Consider the following 17,307-nt stretch of genomic DNA (forward strand, 5'->3'; position numbering starts at 1 on the left):
GGCCCCTGTCTTACCGCGTCGGAACAGGCGTTTCGCCGCGATAGTCGTAAAAGCCGCGGCCGGTCTTGCGGCCCAGCCAGCCGGCCTCGACATACTTGGTCAGCAGCGGGCAGGGGCGGTACTTGGTATCGGCCAGCCCGTCATGCAGCACGTTCATGATGGCAAGGCAGGTGTCCAGGCCGATGAAGTCGGCCAGTTCCAGCGGACCCATCGGGTGGTTGGTGCCCAGCTTCATCGCGCTGTCGATCGACCGAACCGAGCCCACACCTTCATAAAGCGTATAGACCGCCTCGTTGATCATCGGCATCAGGATGCGGTTGACGATGAAGGCCGGGAAATCCTCGGCGCTGGCGGCGGTCTTGCCGAGCTTGTTGACGACGTCCAGAAGCAATGAATACGTCGCTTCGTCCGTGGCGATGCCGCGGATCAGCTCGACCAGCTGCATCACGGGGACCGGATTCATGAAGTGAAACCCCATGAATTTCTCGGGCCGGTCGGTCCGGCTGGCCAGCCGCGTGATCGAGATCGAGGACGTATTTGAGGTCAGGATGGTTTCGGGTTTCAGATGCGGGACCAGGTCCTCGAAGATCGCCTGCTTGACGGTCTCACGCTCCGTCGCGGCCTCGATCACCAGATCGGTCTGGCCCAGGTCCGACAGCTTCAGCGTGGTGCGCAGGCGGCCCATGGTGGCTTTCTTGTCCTCGGCCGAGATCTTGTCGCGGCTGACCTGACGTTCCAGGTTGCGGTCGATCAGAGAGATGGCCTTGTCCAGAGCATCCTGGCTGATGTCGGTCAGCAGCACGTCGAAGCCGGCGACCGCGAAGACATGGGCGATGCCGTTGCCCATCTGGCCTGCACCGATCACGCCAACCGATTGAATCGCCATGTCTGCACCCCCGTTTTTGCTCGCCCGAACGATAGGGCGGGGCTGGCGGGGCTGCAATGCAAAACCGCCCCCGAAGGGGCGGCTGCACAGGTCGTTCCGCAGGGTCGCGGTCAGAGCTTCTCGGTCAGTTCCGGAACGATCTGGAACAGATCGCCGACCAGGCCGTAATCGGCCACCTGGAAGATCGGGGCCTCTTCATCCTTGTTGATGGCGACGATGACCTTGCTGTCCTTCATGCCCGCGAGGTGCTGGATCGCACCCGAGATGCCGACCGCGACGTAGAGCGCGGGCGCCACCACCTTGCCGGTCTGGCCCACCTGCCAGTCGTTCGGCGCATAGCCCGAGTCGACCGCCGCCCGCGACGCGCCGACGGCGGCGCCCAGCTTGTCGGCCAGCTGCTCGATCAGCACGAACTGCTCCTTCGACCCCAGCGCACGGCCGCCCGAGACGACGCGGCCGGCCGAGGTCAGCTCGGGGCGATCGCTCTCGGCGGTCTCGTCGTTCAGCCAGGTCGACAGCGCCGGATCGTCGGCCAGCGCCGCGTCGGACACCGATGCCTGACCGCCTTCGCCTGCCGCGTCGAAGCTGGTGGTGCGGATGGTCATGACCTTGGTCGCGTCCGAGGATTTGACCGTCTGGATCGCGTTGCCGGCATAGACCGGGCGTTCGAACGTGTCGGCGTCGATCACCTTCGAGACGTCCGAGATCACCATCACGTCCAGCAGCGCGGCGACGCGCGGCATGATGTTCTTGGCATCCGTGGTCGCGGGCGCCACGACGTGGCTATATTCCCCCGCAAGCGACACCAGCAGCGCCGCAGTCGGCTCGGCCAGGCGGTGGCCATAGCGCGCGTCCTCGGCCACCAGGACCTTGGCGACGCCAGCGATTTTCGCGGCGGCCTCGGCGGCAGCGCGCGCCTGCGCACCGGCGCAGAGAACGGTGACGTCGCCCAGTGACACCACGGCGCTGACGGCCTTGCCTGTCGCGTCGAGGTTCAACTCACCATGGGTGACTTCGGCCAGCAGAAGAACAGCCATCAAACGACCCCCGCTTCTTTCAGTTTCGACACCAGCTCGTCGACCGAGCCGACCTTGATGCCCGCCTTGCGGCCCTCGGGCTCGCGCGTGCTGACGACCGTCAGGCGCGGGGCGACGTCCACGCCGTAATCGGCGGGGGTCTTCTCCTCCAGCGGCTTCTTCTTGGCCTTCATGATGTTGGGCAGCGACGCATAGCGCGGCTCGTTCAGGCGCAGGTCGGCGGTGACGATGGCGGGCAGCTTGACCTCGATGGTCTGCAGGCCGCCGTCGACCTCGCGGGTGACCTTGGCGGTCTCTCCGGCGATCTCCAGCTTCGACGCGAAGGTCGCCTGGCTCCAGCCCAGCAGAGCCGACAGCATCTGGCCGGTCGCGTTCATGTCGTTGTCGATGGCCTGTTTGCCGGCGATGACCAGCCCGGGCTGTTCGGCATCGACGATGGCCTTGAGGATCTTGGCGACGGCCAGCGGCTCGATGTCCTGATGCACGTCATCGGCGGCGACGACCAAAATGGCGCGGTCGGCGCCCATGGCCAGCGCGGTGCGCAGCGTCTCGGCGGCCTGCTTGACGCCGATGCTGACGGCCACGATGTCGGTGGCCGTGCCCTTCTCCTTCAGGCGGATCGCTTCTTCCACCGCAATTTCGTCGAAGGGGTTCATCGACATCTTCACGTTGGCCAGATCGACACCCGACCCGTCCGCCTTGACGCGGGCCTTCACGTTATAGTCGATCACCCGCTTAACCGGCACGAGGACTTTCATCAGCCTCTCTCCCTTTCTTCCGTCGTCTATCGAGGGGCAGTGTTAGACAGGGCGTTCCGGCAATAACAGCGCAAAAGCGTCACGGAACGTCGCGTTTGCGGCTGTTCTGGCCAGTCTGGCGCTAACGGCTGGCGCCCGGAACCCACAGGATGTCACTGGCACCGCCGTCGTTGGCAACGCGCCCGGCCACGAACAGCCAGTCCGAAAGGCGGTTCAGGTACCGCACCGCCGACCCGTTCACGTCGCCGCCCGCCAGCAGTTCCGTCGCGCGGCGTTCGGCCCGGCGGGCGACGGTGCGGGCAAGGTGCAGATGCGCCGCCAGCGCCGTCCCGCCGGGCAGGATGAAGCTGCGCAGCGGCTGCAGGTTCGCGTTCATGGCGTCGATCTCTGCCTCCAGCCGGTCGACCTGCGCGTCGATGATCCGCAGCACCGGATAGCCTGCGTGGTCGTCGGCGGCCATGTTCGGCCGCGACAGGTCCGCGCCCAGATCGAACAGGTCGTTCTGGATCACCGCCATCCGTTCGGCCAATTCGCCCCCGGCGTGCAGTCGACAGAGCCCGAGTGTCGCATTCAGCTCGTCGACGGTGCCATAGGCTTCGACCCGCGGATCGTGCTTGGCCACGCGGCTGCCGTCCGACAGGGCGGTGTCGCCCTTGTCTCCGGTGCGGGTATAGATCTTGTTCAGCACGACCATCAGAGCGACCTCCACCAGACGAACAGCAGCATGAGGGCGATGGCGCCTGCCTGCGCGTAAAGCCGCCAACGCATCATCCGGTTGCCATGCTTGCGATTGAACTCACCGCCGCGGGCGAAGCCGCCGATGCCGGTCATCAGGATCGCCACGACCACGCCGATCGACACCAGCATGACGATGAACAGGGATTTGTCTTCCATGGGCGCACCGCCTTTCGCCCGCGACCCTATCCCCGCCGGGCAAACCAGTCCAGTGCGCGGGACGACAGAACCCGCCGCGCCACGCCTGAAATGCGCGTCGGCGCCGTGACATAATAGCGCGGCGCAGGGTTCCGGGCGGTCAGGGCCGTCACGATCCGGTCGCTGACGGCACTGGGCGGCAGCTCGAACCGGTCCTTGCCCGATGGCTGGTAGAGCCGCTTGAGCAGCGTTTCGCGGTACTGCCCTGCGCGCGGACTCGCCTGCCAGTCGACCCAACGTTCGAAATGCGGGATGGCGTTTTCACGGATGCGGCTGGTGATCGGGCCGGGCTCGATCAGGACGATCTTGACAGGCGCGCCGTGCATCTCCAGCCGCAGGACGTCGGTCAGGCCCTCGAGCGCGAACTTCGTGGCCACATAGGGGCCGCGCCACGGAATGCCGATCAACCCCAGGACCGAGCTGATGTTGACGATCCGCGCATCCTCGCGCCCGCGGAAATGCGGGATCAGCCTGACGGTCAGGTCATGGGTGCCGAACAGGTTCACCTCGAATATTGCGCGCAGGGCGCCGCGCGGCATGTCCTCGATCGCGCCGGGAAGGGCGAAGGCCGCGTTGTTGACCAGCGCGTCCAGCGGACCACCGGTCAGAACCTCGTCGGCGCAGGCGGCGACGCTGGCCTCGTCGCCAAGGTCCAGGTGGACGGCCTCCATCCCCTCGGCGCGGCGGGCGTCCAGGTCTGCGCGGCGGCGGCAGGTGGCGACGACGCACCACCCCTCGGCCGTCAGCCGGCGCGCAGCATCCAGCCCGATGCCGGACGAACAGCCGGTCACGAGAACTCGCTTCACGGCGCCTCCGCCGACAGGAAGTCGGTCGAAACGAAGCCCCGCCGACCGTCCGGCGCGCTGACCTCGACCCAGCCGTCCGCGGCGTCGCCGACCGGCGTGACGCCCGTCCCTTGCGCCAGCGCCGAAACGACCCCGTTGTCCGACCCCGGGCCCGACCGCATGTTGAGCCGCGTCGCCGTAACGTAAAGCATGTCACCCGCATCCGCCGCCGGGTCGGGTTCGGGATCGCGGCCGGCATGTTCGGGCGACGGCACCAGTTCGGGGCCACGGAATTCCACCACCTGCTCGGGCGTCTGGCTGGCCGCGGGAATGATCTCGGCCGGCGCCTGCACGGGCAGGGGCGCGGCCGGAGCCGCCTCGGCCGCCCCGGCATCCTGCGCCGCCGTCACCGCCGCCGGTGCGACAGGCGCGCGGTCGGCCCGAAGGTTTCCGTCGCCATAGGTGGCCAGAACCAACCACAGCCCCAGAAGCGTCGCCAGCATCAGCAGCCCCAGCCTGATCATCGTGTGCGTTCCCTTGCCCGCGCCCAGCCTAACAATCCGGCGCCTCAACGCCAAGCTTCCCGCCGCGTTCCCGCCATGCATTTCGATCTGGACCGTCCGGGCGGCGCGGCATATCCAAGGAACCATGTCCGACGATCTGCTTCCCGACCCGCAAGACGGCACGCAATCCGAACCGCTGAGCCGCGCTATCGGCGAGCGGTATCTGACCTATGCGCTGTCCACCATCATGCACCGCGCCCTGCCCGATGCCCGCGACGGGCTGAAGCCGGTTCACCGCCGCATCCTCTACGCGATGCGCGAACTGCGCCTGTCGCCGAACGGCGCCTTCCGCAAGTCCGCGAAGATCACCGGCGACGTGATGGGCAACTATCACCCGCATGGCGATGCCGCGATCTATGACGCGATGGCGCGCCTGGCCCAGGACTTCGCCATGCGCTATCCGCTGGTGCACGGGCAGGGGAACTTCGGCAACATCGACGGCGACAACCCGGCCGCCGCCCGATACACCGAGGCGCGGCTGGCGGCGACATCCGAGTCGCTGATGGACGGGCTGGCCGAGGATTCGGTCGATTTCCGCCCGAACTATGACGGCACGCTGTCGGAACCCGTCGTGCTGCCCGCGGCCTTCCCGAACCTGCTGGCGAACGGCGCGTCCGGCATCGCGGTGGGCATGGCCACCAACGTGCCGCCCCACAACCTGCACGAGGTCGTGGACGCCTGCCTGCACCTGATCAAGACGCCTGACGCACGCGACGACACCCTGGCGGGCATCATCCAGGGCCCCGACTTCCCGACCGGCGGCGTGATCGTCGAAAGCCGCGAGAGCATCGCCGAGACCTACCGAACCGGCCGCGGCGCGTTCCGCGTGCGCGCGCGGTGGGCGCAGGAAGATCTGGGCCGGGGGCTGTGGCAGATCGTCGTGACCGAGATCCCCTACCAGGTCCAGAAGTCCAAGCTGATCGAGCGGCTGGCCGAGTTGATCCAGACCCGCAAGATTCCCATCTTCGCCGATGTCCGCGACGAATCGGCCGAGGACATCCGCATCGTGCTGGAGCCGAAGGCCCGCACCGTCGACCCCGAACAGCTGATGGGCGCGCTGTTCCGCGCCAGCGATCTGGAAATCCGGTTCAACCTGAACATGAACGTGCTGATCGACGGCCGCGTGCCCAAGGTCTGTTCGCTCAAGGAGGTCCTGCGCGCCTTCCTGGACCACCGGCGCGAGGTTCTGGTCCGCCGTGCCAACTTCCGGCTGGAGAAGATCGCCGCCCGGCTGGAGGTGCTGGAAGGCTATCTGGTCGCCTATTTGAACCTGGACCGGGTGATCGAGATCATCCGCCACGAGGATGAGCCCAAGGCCGTCATGATGGCCGAGTTCGGCCTGTCGGACGTCCAGGTCGAGGCGATCCTGAACATGCGTCTGCGTGCGCTGCGCAAGCTCGAGGAGATCGAGCTGCGGGCGGAGCGCGACGCCCTGCTTGATGAACGCGAGGGGCTGCAGGCCATGCTGGCCAGCGAGAACGTGCAATGGGCGCGGATCGCGGATCAGCTGAAAGAGGTGCGGAACCTTTTCGGCAAGTCCAGCCCCGACGGCCAGCGCCGCACGACCATCGCCGAGGCCGCCGAAACCCCGGTCATCGACCTGGATTCGATGATCGAGCGCGAGCCGCTGACCGTCATCCTGTCGAAGATGGGCTGGATCCGCAGCATGAAGGGCCACCAGCCGCTGGACGCGGAGCTGAAGTTCAAGGACGGCGACGGGCCGGGCTTGGCGCTGCACGCGGAAACCACCGACAAGCTGATGGTCTTTGCGTCGAACGGCCGGTTCTATACGATCCCGGCCAACACGCTGCCCGGCGGCCGGGGCATGGGCGAACCGCTGCGCCTGATGATCGACCTGCCGAACGAGGCCGAGATCATCGCCATGTTCCCCTGGCGCGACGGGGTGAAGTATCTGGTCGCATCCAAGGCCGGGGACGGCTTCATCGTCGGATCGGGCGACATCCTGGCGCAGACGCGGTCGGGCAAGCAGGTGCTGAACGGGGACGCGCTGCTCTGCCGCCCGGTGCACGGTGATCACGTCGCCGTCGTGGGCGAAAACCGTAAGCTGCTGGTCTTCCCGCTGGCCGAACTGCCCGAGATGTCGCGCGGCAAGGGCGTTCGGCTCCAGCGCTATGGCAAGGGCGGCGGGCTGATCGCGGACGACTGCATGGTTGACGCGATCTGCCTGACGCTGGCCGGTGGCCTGTCCTGGCAGATGGTGGGCGGCAAGACCCGGACAGAGCCGGACCTGAGCGAATGGCTGGGCAAGCGCGGCAGCACCGGGCGGATGGCGCCGCGCGGTTTCCCGCGCGACAATCGCTTTACCTAGAGCCCGTTCCCGCCGACCGAGCCGAAGTACTCGCCGGTGATATAACTGGCCTCGTCCGAGGCCAGCAGCACATAGATCGGCGCGATCTCGACCGGCTGGCCGGGTCGGCCGAGCGGCTGGCTGGCCCCGTGATGCGAGGCCGCATCCGTGGTCTGGCCGCCGCTGACCTGCAAGGCGGTCCAGTAGGGGCCGGGGCAGACGGCGTTCACGCGGATGCCGCGCGGTGCCAGTTGCTTGGCCAGCGACTGCGCGAAGGCCACGTTCGCGGCCTTGCTCTGGGCATAATCGAAGAGGTGGCCCGCCGGCTTGAAGGCCTGCACCGACGACGTGATGATGATCGACCCACCCTTGCCCATGTGGGCCAGCGCCGCCTTGGTCACCCAGAAGGGCGCGTAGACGTTGGTCTTCATCGTCGCGTCGAAGTCGGCGGTGGTCAGGTCCTCCAGCTTGTGGCAGAACTGCTGACGGCCGGCATTGTTGACCAGCACGTCCAGCCCTCCCAGCTGCGACACGGCGCTTTCCACCAGCTCCTTGCAGAAGGCTTCCTCGCGCAGGTCGCCGGGAATGGCGACGGCCACACGGCCCTCGGCCTTTACGGCGGCGACCACGCGGTCGGCGTCCGGCTGCTCCTCGGGCAGGTAGTTGATTGCGACGTCCGCGCCTTCGCGGGCAAAGGCGATGGCCGCCGCTGCGCCGATGCCGCTGTCGCCGCCGGTGATCAGCGCACGCTTGCCCTTCAGCCGCCCGCTGCCTTTGTAGCTTTCCTCGCCGTGATCCGGCAGGGGGTCCATGTCGCGGGCAAGGCCCGGAGCCTTCTGCTCCTGCCGCGGAAAGTCCGGAACGGGAAGCCGGGGATCGGACAGCGCACCGCTGCGGAAGGGCGGAAGAAGGGGGTCGCTCGACATCGGAACCTCGTGCAGTTGCGTGTCGGTGGCAACGGCCCCGGCGCCCCATGGTTCCGGGTTGCCGCCGTCAGCGGCGACGCACCCATTTCCAGCCGGTGATCATCGGCCCCACCAGGTCCTCGCGCTTCCAGATGCGGTAATAGAGGATCACCGCGACGTGCAGCAGCACCAGGATCAGGATCAGGTTGGCCCCCAGGTCGTGCCACCCCGCCGCCGCGCGAGAGGTTGCGCGGCTGACCTGGTCGGCCAGCGGTCCCACGTTGATGAAATCGTCGGGGTCAAGGATCAGGCCGCTGCCGACCTGCCACAGAAGGACGACCAGCATCGCCACGACCGAGAACGCGCCCATCGGGTTGTGCCCCGGCCAGTGGCTCGGTTCGCGGCGATGAAGGCGACGGACATAGGCCCAAGTCGCCCGCGGTCCTCGCACGAAGCTGGTAAAGCGCGCCGAGTCGGGGCCGACGATGCCCCAGACCAGCCGGAAGACCAGCAGGCCCAGGATCGTGTAGCCGAACCAGAAATGCAGCGTCATGACCGAGGGTCCGAACTTTCCCAGCAACCAATTGGCAATGACCAGCCCGGCCAGCAGCCAGTGATAGATCCGGAGCCAGGGGTCCCACAGGCGGACCCGCTCGGTCGGCGCCCTCATTCAGCGGTCCAGGCGATACGAGTCGTGGCAGTCGCGGCAGGTCACGCCAAGCTTCTGCACGACCGGGCCGAGACTTTCCTGCCCGCCCGTCACCTGCTGGTCGATGCCCTGGGCCGCCTCTTGCAGGGCGGCGAACTGCGCCTCGAAATCCTCGCGGTCCTGCCAGATGGCGGGCAGGGCGTCCGAATCGTCCAGATCCTCCGAAGAGGTCCCTTCGACAAACAGCTTCGGCGCATCATAGCTTGCCAGGGCCATCAGGTTCCGCGCGGCCGCCGTGGCCATCGCCTCGTCATAGGGAACCTCTCCCTTCGCCATGCCGGCCAGCGCGCCCATTTCGATCGACAGCATCGTCATGAAGCCGTGGCGGCCTTCCACCGCGTCCTCGGGGGACTGGGCCAATGCGGCGGCGCCGGTAACGGCGATTGCGGCGGCGAGGGCGATCTGGCGCATGGCTGGCTCCTGAAAGGTCTTCGGAAGAAATGCTCTGCCAGCAGAGTGGCAGAGCATTCCCATCCGATCAATCGCCGTGACGCCCGTTCACGCGCGGTTGTAAAGCGGCATGACCCCGGCCTTGCGGTGGATGTCGTTCACGGTCGAGCGGTCCAGTCCCATCGCGACGGCCAGTTCGTTGAGGTATCGGGCCTCGGCCTCGCTGTCGAAGTCGATCGCAAGAAGCGACATCAGGTAGACCTGCGCCTGCATCCCTTCGGGGACGTCGCGCGCAAGGGCTGCCGCATCGACCGGGGCGGTCATCTGCTGGCGGATGAAGTCGCGTTCCTCGGCGTCGAGATCGTCGCCCAGGTGGCCCAGAAGGCGCTGGCGTTCGGCATCGTCGATATGGCCGTCTGACTTGGCGGCCTGGATCATCGCGCGCAGCATCAGCCCGGCCAGGGCGTTCTGCTCGGGCGTCGGCGTCACCTGCGGCTCTCCGTCATGGCTGATCGAGTCGTCGAAGAGCTGGCCGAAGCTCGCCTCGTTCTTCGGCTGCGAATCCTTCTGCGCCAGCCGCCCGGCAGCGCCGCCGGCGGCCGCGCCGCCCAGAAGCCCGCCCAGCATCCCGCCAAGGCCACCCTGACCGCCATGCCCGCCGCGCGATGCACCGCCCAGCTGGTCCAGCAAGCCGCCCAGGCTGCCGCGCGACGTGCCGCCCTGGCCGCCCATGGCGCGGCCCAGCATGCCGCCGATACCGCCACCGGTGCCGCCCATGTTGTTGCCCAGAAGATTGTCCAGCAACCCGCCGCCCTGGACCTTGCCATGCTTGCGGCCCTGCTGCTGCTGCGACATCATCGTGCCGATCCCCTTGGCCAGCATCACGCCTGCTGCGACCTTGGTCAGACTTCTCATCAAGCTCATGTCCGTCTCCCGTGGTTGGGCCGGCGGTGTCGCCGATCTGCTGCGTCACGAACGATATGGGACGCCTTTGCGTTCCGGCAATGGCGCCGCACGCGCGAAGCGGCCGATGCCGGCCGCGTTCCCGCCCTTGATTTTCCCCGGGCCGCCTTATATGTCGCGGCGCACGTCACATCCGGGGCCTTTCAGCCATGCCCCGCGGTATCCAGGAGGCCCACATGGCAAAGGCAAAGTTTGAACGGAACAAACCGCACGTCAACATCGGGACCATTGGTCACGTTGACCACGGCAAGACGACGCTGACGGCGGCGATCACGAAGTACTTCGGCGAATTCCGCGCCTATGACCAGATCGACGGCGCACCCGAGGAGAAGGCCCGCGGGATCACGATCTCGACCGCGCACGTGGAATACGAGTCCGAGAACCGCCACTATGCGCACGTGGACTGCCCGGGCCACGCCGACTACGTGAAGAACATGATCACCGGTGCGGCGCAGATGGACGGCGCGATCCTGGTCGTGAACGCCGCCGACGGCCCCATGCCGCAGACGCGCGAGCACATCCTGCTGGGCCGCCAGGTCGGCATTCCCTACATGGTCGTCTACCTCAACAAGGTCGACCAGGTGGATGACGAGGAACTGCTGGAGCTGGTCGAGATGGAGGTGCGGGAACTTCTGTCCTCCTACGACTATCCGGGCGACGACATCCCGATCATCAAGGGCTCGGCCCTGGCCGCGATGGAAGGCCGCGACAACGCCATCGGCGAGGACTCGATCCGCGCGCTGATCGCCGCCGTCGACGAATACATCCCGACGCCCGAGCGCGCCGTGGACCAGCCGTTCCTGATGCCGATCGAGGACGTGTTCTCGATCTCGGGCCGCGGCACCGTGGTGACCGGTCGCGTCGAGCGCGGCGCCGTCAACGTCGGCGACGAACTGGAGATCGTGGGCATCCGCGACACCCGCAAGACCACCTGCACGGGCGTCGAGATGTTCCGCAAGCTGCTGGACCGCGGCGAGGCCGGCGACAACATCGGCGCGCTGCTGCGCGGCGTGGACCGTGAAGGCGTCGAGCGCGGCCAGGTGCTGTGCAAGCCGGGTTCGGTCAAGCCGCACACCAAGTTCGAGGCCGAGGCCTACATCCTGACCAAGGAAGAAGGCGGCCGCCACACGCCGTTCTTCGCGAACTATCGCCCGCAGTTCTACTTCCGCACGACGGACGTGACGGGCACCGTGAAGCTGCCGGAAGGCACCGAGATGGTGATGCCGGGCGACAACCTGAAGTTCGAGGTCGAGCTGATCGCCCCGATCGCGATGGAAGAAAAGCTGCGCTTCGCCATCCGCGAAGGCGGCCGCACCGTCGGCGCCGGCGTGGTCTCCAAGATCATCCAGTGATCCGAGACAGATCGATCTAGAAAGGGCCGCCCAATCGGGCGGCCTGTTTTTTGCGGCAAGCGGTCTATGGCGCATCGCCCAGATTTGGTGGGGGGGCGACACTGGCCGCGATGGTTGGGGGCGCTGAGCCAGGTATGGGAAGCTTGCCCTGCACTTCTGCCGCTGCGGGCACTGATCCGGGGCTGACCCCGCTCCTCCGTCCCGACATCGGCACGGGCGGCGTCGTCCGGACCGCCGTCTGCTGCGTGATCACTGTCGGGCTGATGCCGCCGCTGGGTCAGCCGATCACGATCTGAACGGCGGCCGGACGCATCCTGCAGGCCTTCGGGCGCTTCGTAGCTTGCCCGCGTTGGCCACTTCTCGGCGGCTATGTCGTGGCGGTTGCAAATTTTCCGGCAGTCGCGGCCCTTCTGGTCGGAGAGCGGCGCGAGATCGTCCTGGTGGCGGACGAGGCTGTGCCAACCGCATCGTCTTCGACGACCTTCTGCCGCCAATCGACCGCCTCTGCCGCGCCTCGTTGACCTTGCGAAGCCAGTTCGAACCGGGCGTACAGGTCGCGGGTGCGCGGCGGGGGATCAGGTCGACCTTGATCCTATGGCAGGTCCGCCGGGTTGCGCCCTGATCGGCACAGATCGGTGCTTGACGGATCGGCCGACATTTTGCATAAGCCCCCATCGCCGTCGATCCCAGAGAATCGACGGCCCTTGCACGGGCCGCCCGCGACGAAGGGCGGCCTTGCAGTTTTCATAACGGTCCGATGCTGGCACCGCGTGGTGCGATGTCAGCCTCTCGACTGGAACTCCCCGCAAGAGGGAAGTGAAATGCAAAGCCAGAATATCCGGATCCGGTTGAAGGCGTTTGACTATCGCGTGCTGGACGCCAGCACGCAGGAGATCGTCAACACGGCCAAGCGCACCGGCGCGACCGTTCGCGGCCCGATCCCGCTGCCCAACAAGATCGAGAAGTTCACGGTCCTGCGTGGTCCGCACATCGACAAGAAGTCGCGTGACCAGTGGGAAATCCGCACGCACAAGCGTCTGCTGGACATCGTCGATCCGACCCCGCAGACCGTTGACGCCCTCATGAAGCTCGACCTCGCCGCCGGCGTGGATGTCGAGATCAAGGTCTGAGGAGGCTGATCATGTTGCGTACTGGTGTTATCGCCAAGAAACTGGGCATGACGCGTCTGTTCCTCGAGGACGGCCGCCAGGTCCCCGTCACCGTCCTGCAGCTGGACGGTCTTCAGGTTGTCGCGCAGCGCACTGCCGCGACCGACGGTTATACCGCGGTCCAGCTGGGTGCAGGCAGTGCCAAAGCCAAGCGCACGACCGCCGCGATGCGCGGTCACTTTGCCAAGGCCTCGGTCGCGCCCAAGCGCAAGATCGCGGAATTCCGCGTCGCCGAAGAGAACCTGATCAACGTCGGTGAGGAAATCACTGCTGACCACTACTTTGCGGGTCAGTACGTGGACATCGCCGGCACCTCGATCGGTAAGGGATTTGCCGGCGCCATGAAGCGCCACAACTTCGGTGGTCTGCGCGCCTCGCACGGCGTGTCGATCAGCCACCGTTCGCACGGTTCAACTGGCCAGTGCCAAGACCCCGGCAAGGTGTTCAAGGGCAAGAAGATGGCGGGTCACCTGGGTGCCGTTCGCGTCACCACGCAGAACCTGCAGGTCGTCCGCACCGACGCCGACCGTGGCCTGATCATGGTCAAGGGTTCGGTTCCGGGTTCGAAAGGTGGCTGGGTCACGGTCAAGGACGCCGTCAAGAAGGCGACGCCCGAGAACCTGATCTATCCCGCCGCGCTGAAATCGGCCGCCGAGGAAGCCAAGCGTCTGGCCGAGGAAGCCGCCGCCCAGGCAGCTGCCGAGGAAGAAGCCGCCCGCAAGGCCGCCGAGGAAGCCGCCGCTGCCGAGCAGGAAGCCGCTCTGCAGGAGGCCGAAGCTTCGACCGAGACGGATGCCGAAGCCGCGCCCGAAGGAGACAAGTGATGAAACTTGATGTGATCAAGCTGGATTCCGGCAAGGCCGGGTCGATCGAGCTCGCAGATGACGTCTTCGGGCTGGAGCCGCGCGGCGACATCCTGCAGCGCGTCGTGCGCTGGCAGCACGCCAAGGCGCAGGCCGGCACGCACTCGGTGCTGGGCAAGTCGGACGTGAGCTACTCGACCAAGAAGATCTATCGCCAGAAGGGCACCGGCGGCGCTCGCCACGGGTCCCGCAAGGCGCCGACCTTCCGTCACGGTGGCGTCTACAAGGGTCCGACCCCGCGCTCGCACGCGTTCGACCTGCCCAAGAAGGTCCGCGCCCTGGGCCTGCGCCACGCGCTGTCGGCGAAAGCCACCGCGGGTGAACTGGTGATCATCGAGGATCTGAACCTCGCCGATGCCAAGACCGCCGCCGTCGCCAAGGCCGTCCGCGAGAACGGCTGGAAGCGCGTGCTGGTGATCGACGGTGCCGAAGTCAACGAAGGCTTCGCCCGCGCAGCCCGCAACATCGAAGGCGTGGACATCCTGCCGTCGATGGGCGCCAACGTGTATGACATCCTCAAGCGTGACACGCTGGTGATCACGCGCGCCGGTGTCGAAGCTCTGGAGGCTCGTTTGAAATGAGCGCGAAAGCAGAACACTACGACGTGATCGTCAAACCGATCATCACCGAGAAGGCGACGATGACGTCCGAGAACAACGGCGTCGTCTTCCAGGTGGCGAAGGATTCGTCCAAGCCGCAGATCAAGCAGGCGGTTGAAGCCCTGTTCGGCGTCAAGGTGAAGGCGGTCAACACCACCATCACCAAAGGCAAGCAGAAGCGCTTCCGCGGCCAGCTTGGCCGTCGCAGCGACGTCAAGAAGGCCTATGTCACCCTGGAAGAGGGTAACAGCATCGACGTCTCGACCGGTCTCTGACAATCGGCCGCGATCTGGCCGCCCCGGGGCACCCTTGGGGCGGCCGCGTTTGACTGAAACGGACCATCCTGGTCCAAAGCAACGGAAGACAGAAAGATGGCATTGAAGTCGTATAAACCGACGACGCCTGGCCAGCGCGGGCTGGTTCTGATCGACCGTTCGGAGCTTTGGAAAGGTCGCCCCGTCAAATCCCTCACCGAGGGTCTGACGAAGAAGGGCGGTCGGAACAACACCGGACGGATCACCATGCGCCGCAAGGGCGGTGGTGCGAAGCGCCTGTATCGCATCGTCGATTTCAAGCGCACCAAGTTCGATATCGCGGCAGTCGTCGAGCGGATCGAGTACGATCCCAACCGCACCGCCTTCATCGCGCTGGTGAAGTATGAAGACGGCGAGCAAGCCTACATCCTCGCCCCGCAGCGCATGGCTGTTGGCGACCGGATCTTTGCCGGCAATAAGGTCGACGTGAAGCCCGGCAATGCCATGCCCTTCAGCGGCATGCCCATCGGCACGATCGTCCATAATGTTGAGCTGAAGCCCGGCAAGGGCGGCCAGATCGCGCGTTCTGCCGGCACCTATGCCCAATTCGTCGGCCGCGACGGCGGCTATGCTCAGATCCGCTTGTCCTCGGGCGAACTGCGTCTGGTCCGTCAGGAATGCATGGCGACCATCGGTGCCGTGTCGAACGCCGACCACTCGAACCAGAACCTCGGCAAAGCCGGTCGCAACCGCCACAAGGGCATCCGCCCGAGCGTTCGCGGCGTCGCGATGAACCCGATCGACCACCCGCATGGTGGTGGTGAAGGCCGCACCTCGGGTGGCCGGACCCCGGTCACGCCCTGGGGTAAAGACACCAAGGGCAAGAAGACCCGCAGCAACAAGGCGACCGACAAGTATATCTTGCGTTCGCGTCACGCGAAGAAGAAGGGGCGTTAAGCTATGGCACGTTCTGTTTGGAAGGGCCCCTTTGTTGACGCCTATGTGCTCAAGAAAGCGGAGAAGGTTCGGGAATCCGGCAAATCCGAGGTCATCAAGATCTGGTCGCGCCGTTCGACCATCCTGCCGCAATTCGTGGGTCTGACCTTCGCGGTCTATAACGGGCACAAGCACATCCCCGTGAACGTCAGCGAAGAGATGATCGGTCAGAAATTCGGTGAATATTCGCCCACGCGCACCTATTACGGTCACGCCGCGGACAAGAAAGCCAAGAGGAAGTAATCGTCATGGGTAAGGAAACAAATCCGCGCCGCGTGGCGGAGAACGAGGCCTTCGCCAAGACGAAGATGCTTCGCACCTCGCCGCAGAAACTGAACCTCGTCGCGCAGCTGATCCGCGGCAAGAAGGTGGACAAGGCCCTGGCCGACCTGACCTTCTCGCACAAGCGTATCGCGGGTGACGTGAAGAAGTGCCTGCAGTCGGCCATCGCGAACGCCGAGAACAACCACGGTCTGGACGTCGACAACCTGATCGTCGCCGAGGCCTGGGTCGGCAAGAACCTGGTGATGAAGCGTGGCCGTCCGCGGGCACGTGGCCGCTTCGGCAAGATCATGAAGCCGTTTTCGGAAATCACCATCAAGGTGCGCCAAGTCGAGGAGCAAGCGTAATGGGTCAGAAGGTCAATCCGATCGGCATGCGCCTCCAGGTCAACCGCACCTGGGACAGCCGCTGGTACGCCGACGACAAGGACTATGGCAACCTGCTGCTTGAAGACCTGAAGATCCGGGACTTCATTCACAAGGAAGCCAAGCAGGCCGGCGTCAGCCGCGTCATCATCGAGCGCCCCCACAAGAAGTGCCGCGTGACCATTCACGCCGCGCGTCCCGGTGTCATCATCGGCAAGAAGGGTGCGGACATCGAGGTGCTGCGCAAGAAGCTGGCGAACTTCACCGACAGCGAACTGCACCTGAACATCGTCGAAGTGCGCAAGCCTGAAGTCGATGCCCAGCTGGTCGCCGAGTCGATCGCCCAGCAGCTGGAGCGTCGGGTCTCGTTCCGCCGGGCCATGAAGCGCTCGGTCCAGAACGCGATGCGCATGGGTGCCTTGGGCATCCGCGTGAATGTCGCCGGCCGCCTTGGCGGCGCCGAGATCGCACGGACCGAATGGTACCGCGAGGGCCGCGTGCCCCTGCACACCCTGCGGGCCGATATCGACTATGCACTGTCCGAAGCCACGACCCCCTATGGGATCATCGGTGTGAAGGTGTGGATCTTCAAGGGCGAGATCATGGAACATGATCCCCAGGCCCATGATCGCCGCACCGCCGAGGCTCAGGAAGGTCCGGCCCCTCGCGGTCCGCGCCGCGACGCCCGGTAAGGAGTAGAAAAGATGCTGCAACCGAAACGGACGAAGTTCCGCAAACAGCACAAGGGCCGGATCCACGGCGAAGCCAAGGGCGGTTTCGACCTGAACTTCGGCTCGTTCGCCCTCAAGGCGACCGAGCCCGAGCGTGTGACCGCGCGTCAGATCGAGGCGGCCCGCCGCGCGATCACCCGTCACATGAAGCGTCAGGGCCGGGTCTGGATCCGGATCTTCCCGGACGTCCCGGTCTCGTCCAAGCCCACCGAAGTCCGGATGGGTAAGGGCAAGGGCTCGATCGACTTCTGGGCGGCCCGGGTTCACCCTGGCCGGATCATGTTCGAGATCGACGGCGTCAGCGACACCATCGCGCGTGAGGCCCTGCGTCTCGGCGCCATGAAGCTGCCGGTGCTGACCCGCATCGTTGCCCGCGAAGACTGGTAAGTCCCGCGCGGCCACGACGGCCTCTGGCCTCGCCGGGCGACCGGCGAGGCTTGTTCTTTTCCGGCGGCCCGG

Annotated in this window: 24 protein-coding genes; 13 read left to right on the forward strand and 11 right to left on the reverse strand. The window is 66.1% G+C overall.

The annotated features are described in order from the left end of the window. Positions 1-10 precede the first annotated feature (10 nt). The 7 genes from OC159_RS00910 to OC159_RS00940 form a co-directional block, all read right to left on the reverse strand. Positions 11-886: a 3-hydroxybutyryl-CoA dehydrogenase gene (locus tag OC159_RS00910; RefSeq protein WP_265499269.1), complete on the reverse strand. Its 876-nt coding sequence runs from the start codon at positions 884-886 to the stop codon at positions 11-13. Positions 887-996: 110 nt separating this feature from the next. Beyond that, positions 997-1,923, reverse strand: a complete 927-nt coding sequence (locus OC159_RS00915) for an electron transfer flavoprotein subunit alpha/FixB family protein (RefSeq protein ID WP_265499270.1) — start codon at positions 1,921-1,923, stop codon at positions 997-999. Beyond that, positions 1,923-2,681: an electron transfer flavoprotein subunit beta/FixA family protein gene (locus OC159_RS00920; protein ID WP_265499271.1), complete on the reverse strand. Its 759-nt coding sequence runs from the start codon at positions 2,679-2,681 to the stop codon at positions 1,923-1,925. Before OC159_RS00920 ends, OC159_RS00915 begins: the two co-directional genes overlap by 1 nt. 121 nt (positions 2,682-2,802) lie before the next feature. Next, positions 2,803-3,375 (reverse strand): cob(I)yrinic acid a,c-diamide adenosyltransferase, encoded by a 573-nt coding sequence (locus OC159_RS00925; protein WP_265499422.1) that lies wholly within the window; start codon positions 3,373-3,375, stop codon positions 2,803-2,805. Further along, the gene (locus OC159_RS00930) at positions 3,375-3,575 is read right to left on the reverse strand and encodes a twin transmembrane helix small protein (RefSeq protein ID WP_265499272.1); all 201 of its coding nucleotides are present in this window, start codon (positions 3,573-3,575) and stop codon (positions 3,375-3,377) included. Before OC159_RS00930 ends, OC159_RS00925 begins: the two co-directional genes overlap by 1 nt. A 26-nt stretch (positions 3,576-3,601) precedes the next feature. Then, a complete protein-coding gene (locus tag OC159_RS00935) occupies positions 3,602-4,420 on the reverse strand; it encodes an SDR family NAD(P)-dependent oxidoreductase (RefSeq protein ID WP_265499273.1) in 819 nt (272 codons plus the stop codon). Beyond that, complete coding sequence (locus tag OC159_RS00940) at positions 4,417-4,923, reverse strand: SH3 domain-containing protein (RefSeq protein WP_265499274.1); 507 nt, start codon at positions 4,921-4,923, stop codon at positions 4,417-4,419. Before OC159_RS00940 ends, OC159_RS00935 begins: the two co-directional genes overlap by 4 nt. Before the next feature lie 124 nt (positions 4,924-5,047). On the opposite strand from OC159_RS00940, the gene parC reads away from it, so the two are divergent. Next, complete coding sequence (gene parC, locus OC159_RS00945; protein WP_265499275.1) at positions 5,048-7,291, forward strand: DNA topoisomerase IV subunit A; 2,244 nt, start codon at positions 5,048-5,050, stop codon at positions 7,289-7,291. Here parC and OC159_RS00950 read toward each other — a convergent pair. From OC159_RS00950 to OC159_RS00965, 4 genes are all read right to left on the reverse strand, one after another. Further along, positions 7,288-8,196 (reverse strand): SDR family oxidoreductase, encoded by a 909-nt coding sequence (locus tag OC159_RS00950; protein ID WP_265499276.1) that lies wholly within the window; start codon positions 8,194-8,196, stop codon positions 7,288-7,290. The two genes, parC and OC159_RS00950, sit on opposite strands and share 4 nt — an antisense overlap. Before the next feature lie 67 nt (positions 8,197-8,263). Then, positions 8,264-8,845 carry a cytochrome b/b6 domain-containing protein gene (locus OC159_RS00955; protein WP_265499277.1) on the reverse strand — a complete coding sequence of 194 codons (582 nt, stop codon included), beginning with the start codon at positions 8,843-8,845 and terminating at the stop codon, positions 8,264-8,266. After that, a complete protein-coding gene (locus tag OC159_RS00960) occupies positions 8,846-9,295 on the reverse strand; it encodes a c-type cytochrome (RefSeq protein ID WP_265499278.1) in 450 nt (149 codons plus the stop codon). Between the two features lie 87 nt (positions 9,296-9,382). Continuing rightward, positions 9,383-10,189, reverse strand: coding sequence for a tellurite resistance TerB family protein (locus OC159_RS00965; protein WP_265499279.1), 807 nt, complete (start codon positions 10,187-10,189; stop codon positions 9,383-9,385). A 224-nt stretch (positions 10,190-10,413) separates the two neighbouring features. Here OC159_RS00965 and tuf point away from each other — a divergent pair, with 224 nt between their 5' ends. From tuf to rplP, 12 genes are all read left to right on the forward strand, one after another. Further along, positions 10,414-11,589: an elongation factor Tu gene (gene tuf / locus OC159_RS00970; RefSeq protein WP_265499280.1), complete on the forward strand. Its 1,176-nt coding sequence runs from the start codon at positions 10,414-10,416 to the stop codon at positions 11,587-11,589. 143 nt (positions 11,590-11,732) lie between these two features. Then, positions 11,733-11,885 carry a hypothetical protein gene (locus tag OC159_RS00975; RefSeq protein WP_265499281.1) on the forward strand — a complete coding sequence of 51 codons (153 nt, stop codon included), beginning with the start codon at positions 11,733-11,735 and terminating at the stop codon, positions 11,883-11,885. Positions 11,886-11,963: 78 nt separating this feature from the next. Then, positions 11,964-12,110, forward strand: a complete 147-nt coding sequence (locus tag OC159_RS00980) for a hypothetical protein (RefSeq protein ID WP_265499282.1) — start codon at positions 11,964-11,966, stop codon at positions 12,108-12,110. Between the two features lie 300 nt (positions 12,111-12,410). Further along, the gene (gene rpsJ / locus OC159_RS00985) at positions 12,411-12,719 is read left to right on the forward strand and encodes a 30S ribosomal protein S10 (RefSeq protein ID WP_042247848.1); all 309 of its coding nucleotides are present in this window, start codon (positions 12,411-12,413) and stop codon (positions 12,717-12,719) included. Positions 12,720-12,730: 11 nt separating this feature from the next. Next, positions 12,731-13,582, forward strand: a complete 852-nt coding sequence (gene rplC / locus OC159_RS00990) for a 50S ribosomal protein L3 (RefSeq protein WP_265499283.1) — start codon at positions 12,731-12,733, stop codon at positions 13,580-13,582. Further along, the gene (rplD, locus tag OC159_RS00995; protein WP_265499284.1) at positions 13,582-14,202 is read left to right on the forward strand and encodes a 50S ribosomal protein L4; all 621 of its coding nucleotides are present in this window, start codon (positions 13,582-13,584) and stop codon (positions 14,200-14,202) included. The genes rplC and rplD overlap by 1 nt, the downstream gene beginning before the upstream one ends. Next, positions 14,199-14,495 (forward strand): 50S ribosomal protein L23, encoded by a 297-nt coding sequence (locus OC159_RS01000; RefSeq protein ID WP_265499285.1) that lies wholly within the window; start codon positions 14,199-14,201, stop codon positions 14,493-14,495. The genes rplD and OC159_RS01000 overlap by 4 nt, the downstream gene beginning before the upstream one ends. 96 nt (positions 14,496-14,591) lie before the next feature. Continuing rightward, positions 14,592-15,431: a 50S ribosomal protein L2 gene (gene rplB / locus OC159_RS01005; RefSeq protein WP_265499286.1), complete on the forward strand. Its 840-nt coding sequence runs from the start codon at positions 14,592-14,594 to the stop codon at positions 15,429-15,431. Between the two features lie 3 nt (positions 15,432-15,434). Then, positions 15,435-15,713, forward strand: a complete 279-nt coding sequence (gene rpsS, locus OC159_RS01010) for a 30S ribosomal protein S19 (protein ID WP_136887226.1) — start codon at positions 15,435-15,437, stop codon at positions 15,711-15,713. A 5-nt stretch (positions 15,714-15,718) separates the two neighbouring features. Further along, on the forward strand, positions 15,719-16,099 hold the full coding sequence (gene rplV, locus OC159_RS01015; RefSeq protein WP_265499287.1) for a 50S ribosomal protein L22: 381 nt from the start codon (positions 15,719-15,721) through the stop codon (positions 16,097-16,099). After that, positions 16,099-16,809: a 30S ribosomal protein S3 gene (gene rpsC / locus OC159_RS01020; RefSeq protein ID WP_265499288.1), complete on the forward strand. Its 711-nt coding sequence runs from the start codon at positions 16,099-16,101 to the stop codon at positions 16,807-16,809. The genes rplV and rpsC overlap by 1 nt, the downstream gene beginning before the upstream one ends. A 12-nt stretch (positions 16,810-16,821) precedes the next feature. Beyond that, on the forward strand, positions 16,822-17,235 hold the full coding sequence (gene rplP, locus OC159_RS01025) for a 50S ribosomal protein L16 (RefSeq protein ID WP_265499289.1): 414 nt from the start codon (positions 16,822-16,824) through the stop codon (positions 17,233-17,235). Positions 17,236-17,307: the final 72 nt, after the last annotated feature.

The organism is Paracoccus beibuensis (genome assembly GCF_026162625.1).
GTDB classification, from domain to species: Bacteria; Pseudomonadota; Alphaproteobacteria; order Rhodobacterales; family Rhodobacteraceae; genus Paracoccus; species Paracoccus beibuensis.

What these genes read in the sequence shown, in the direction of transcription:
- OC159_RS00910 (WP_265499269.1), bottom strand. Translation starts at nt 886, where the DNA reads ATGGCGATTCAATCGGTTGGCGTGATCGGTGCAGGCCAGATGGGCAAC.
- OC159_RS00915 (WP_265499270.1), bottom strand. Translation starts at nt 1,923, where the DNA reads ATGGCTGTTCTTCTGCTGGCCGAAGTCACCCATGGTGAGTTGAACCTC.
- OC159_RS00920 (WP_265499271.1), bottom strand. Translation starts at nt 2,681, where the DNA reads ATGAAAGTCCTCGTGCCGGTTAAGCGGGTGATCGACTATAACGTGAAG.
- OC159_RS00925 (WP_265499422.1), bottom strand. Translation starts at nt 3,375, where the DNA reads ATGGTCGTGCTGAACAAGATCTATACCCGCACCGGAGACAAGGGCGAC.
- OC159_RS00930 (WP_265499272.1), bottom strand. Translation starts at nt 3,575, where the DNA reads ATGGAAGACAAATCCCTGTTCATCGTCATGCTGGTGTCGATCGGCGTG.
- OC159_RS00940 (WP_265499274.1), bottom strand. Translation starts at nt 4,923, where the DNA reads ATGATCAGGCTGGGGCTGCTGATGCTGGCGACGCTTCTGGGGCTGTGG.
- parC (WP_265499275.1), top strand. Translation starts at nt 5,048, where the DNA reads ATGTCCGACGATCTGCTTCCCGACCCGCAAGACGGCACGCAATCCGAA.
- OC159_RS00950 (WP_265499276.1), bottom strand. Translation starts at nt 8,196, where the DNA reads ATGTCGAGCGACCCCCTTCTTCCGCCCTTCCGCAGCGGTGCGCTGTCC.
- OC159_RS00955 (WP_265499277.1), bottom strand. Translation starts at nt 8,845, where the DNA reads ATGAGGGCGCCGACCGAGCGGGTCCGCCTGTGGGACCCCTGGCTCCGG.
- OC159_RS00960 (WP_265499278.1), bottom strand. Translation starts at nt 9,295, where the DNA reads ATGCGCCAGATCGCCCTCGCCGCCGCAATCGCCGTTACCGGCGCCGCC.
- OC159_RS00965 (WP_265499279.1), bottom strand. Translation starts at nt 10,189, where the DNA reads ATGAGAAGTCTGACCAAGGTCGCAGCAGGCGTGATGCTGGCCAAGGGG.
- tuf (WP_265499280.1), top strand. Translation starts at nt 10,414, where the DNA reads ATGGCAAAGGCAAAGTTTGAACGGAACAAACCGCACGTCAACATCGGG.
- rpsJ (WP_042247848.1), top strand. Translation starts at nt 12,411, where the DNA reads ATGCAAAGCCAGAATATCCGGATCCGGTTGAAGGCGTTTGACTATCGC.
- rplC (WP_265499283.1), top strand. Translation starts at nt 12,731, where the DNA reads ATGTTGCGTACTGGTGTTATCGCCAAGAAACTGGGCATGACGCGTCTG.
- rplD (WP_265499284.1), top strand. Translation starts at nt 13,582, where the DNA reads ATGAAACTTGATGTGATCAAGCTGGATTCCGGCAAGGCCGGGTCGATC.
- OC159_RS01000 (WP_265499285.1), top strand. Translation starts at nt 14,199, where the DNA reads ATGAGCGCGAAAGCAGAACACTACGACGTGATCGTCAAACCGATCATC.
- rplB (WP_265499286.1), top strand. Translation starts at nt 14,592, where the DNA reads ATGGCATTGAAGTCGTATAAACCGACGACGCCTGGCCAGCGCGGGCTG.
- rpsS (WP_136887226.1), top strand. Translation starts at nt 15,435, where the DNA reads ATGGCACGTTCTGTTTGGAAGGGCCCCTTTGTTGACGCCTATGTGCTC.
- rplV (WP_265499287.1), top strand. Translation starts at nt 15,719, where the DNA reads ATGGGTAAGGAAACAAATCCGCGCCGCGTGGCGGAGAACGAGGCCTTC.
- rpsC (WP_265499288.1), top strand. Translation starts at nt 16,099, where the DNA reads ATGGGTCAGAAGGTCAATCCGATCGGCATGCGCCTCCAGGTCAACCGC.
- rplP (WP_265499289.1), top strand. Translation starts at nt 16,822, where the DNA reads ATGCTGCAACCGAAACGGACGAAGTTCCGCAAACAGCACAAGGGCCGG.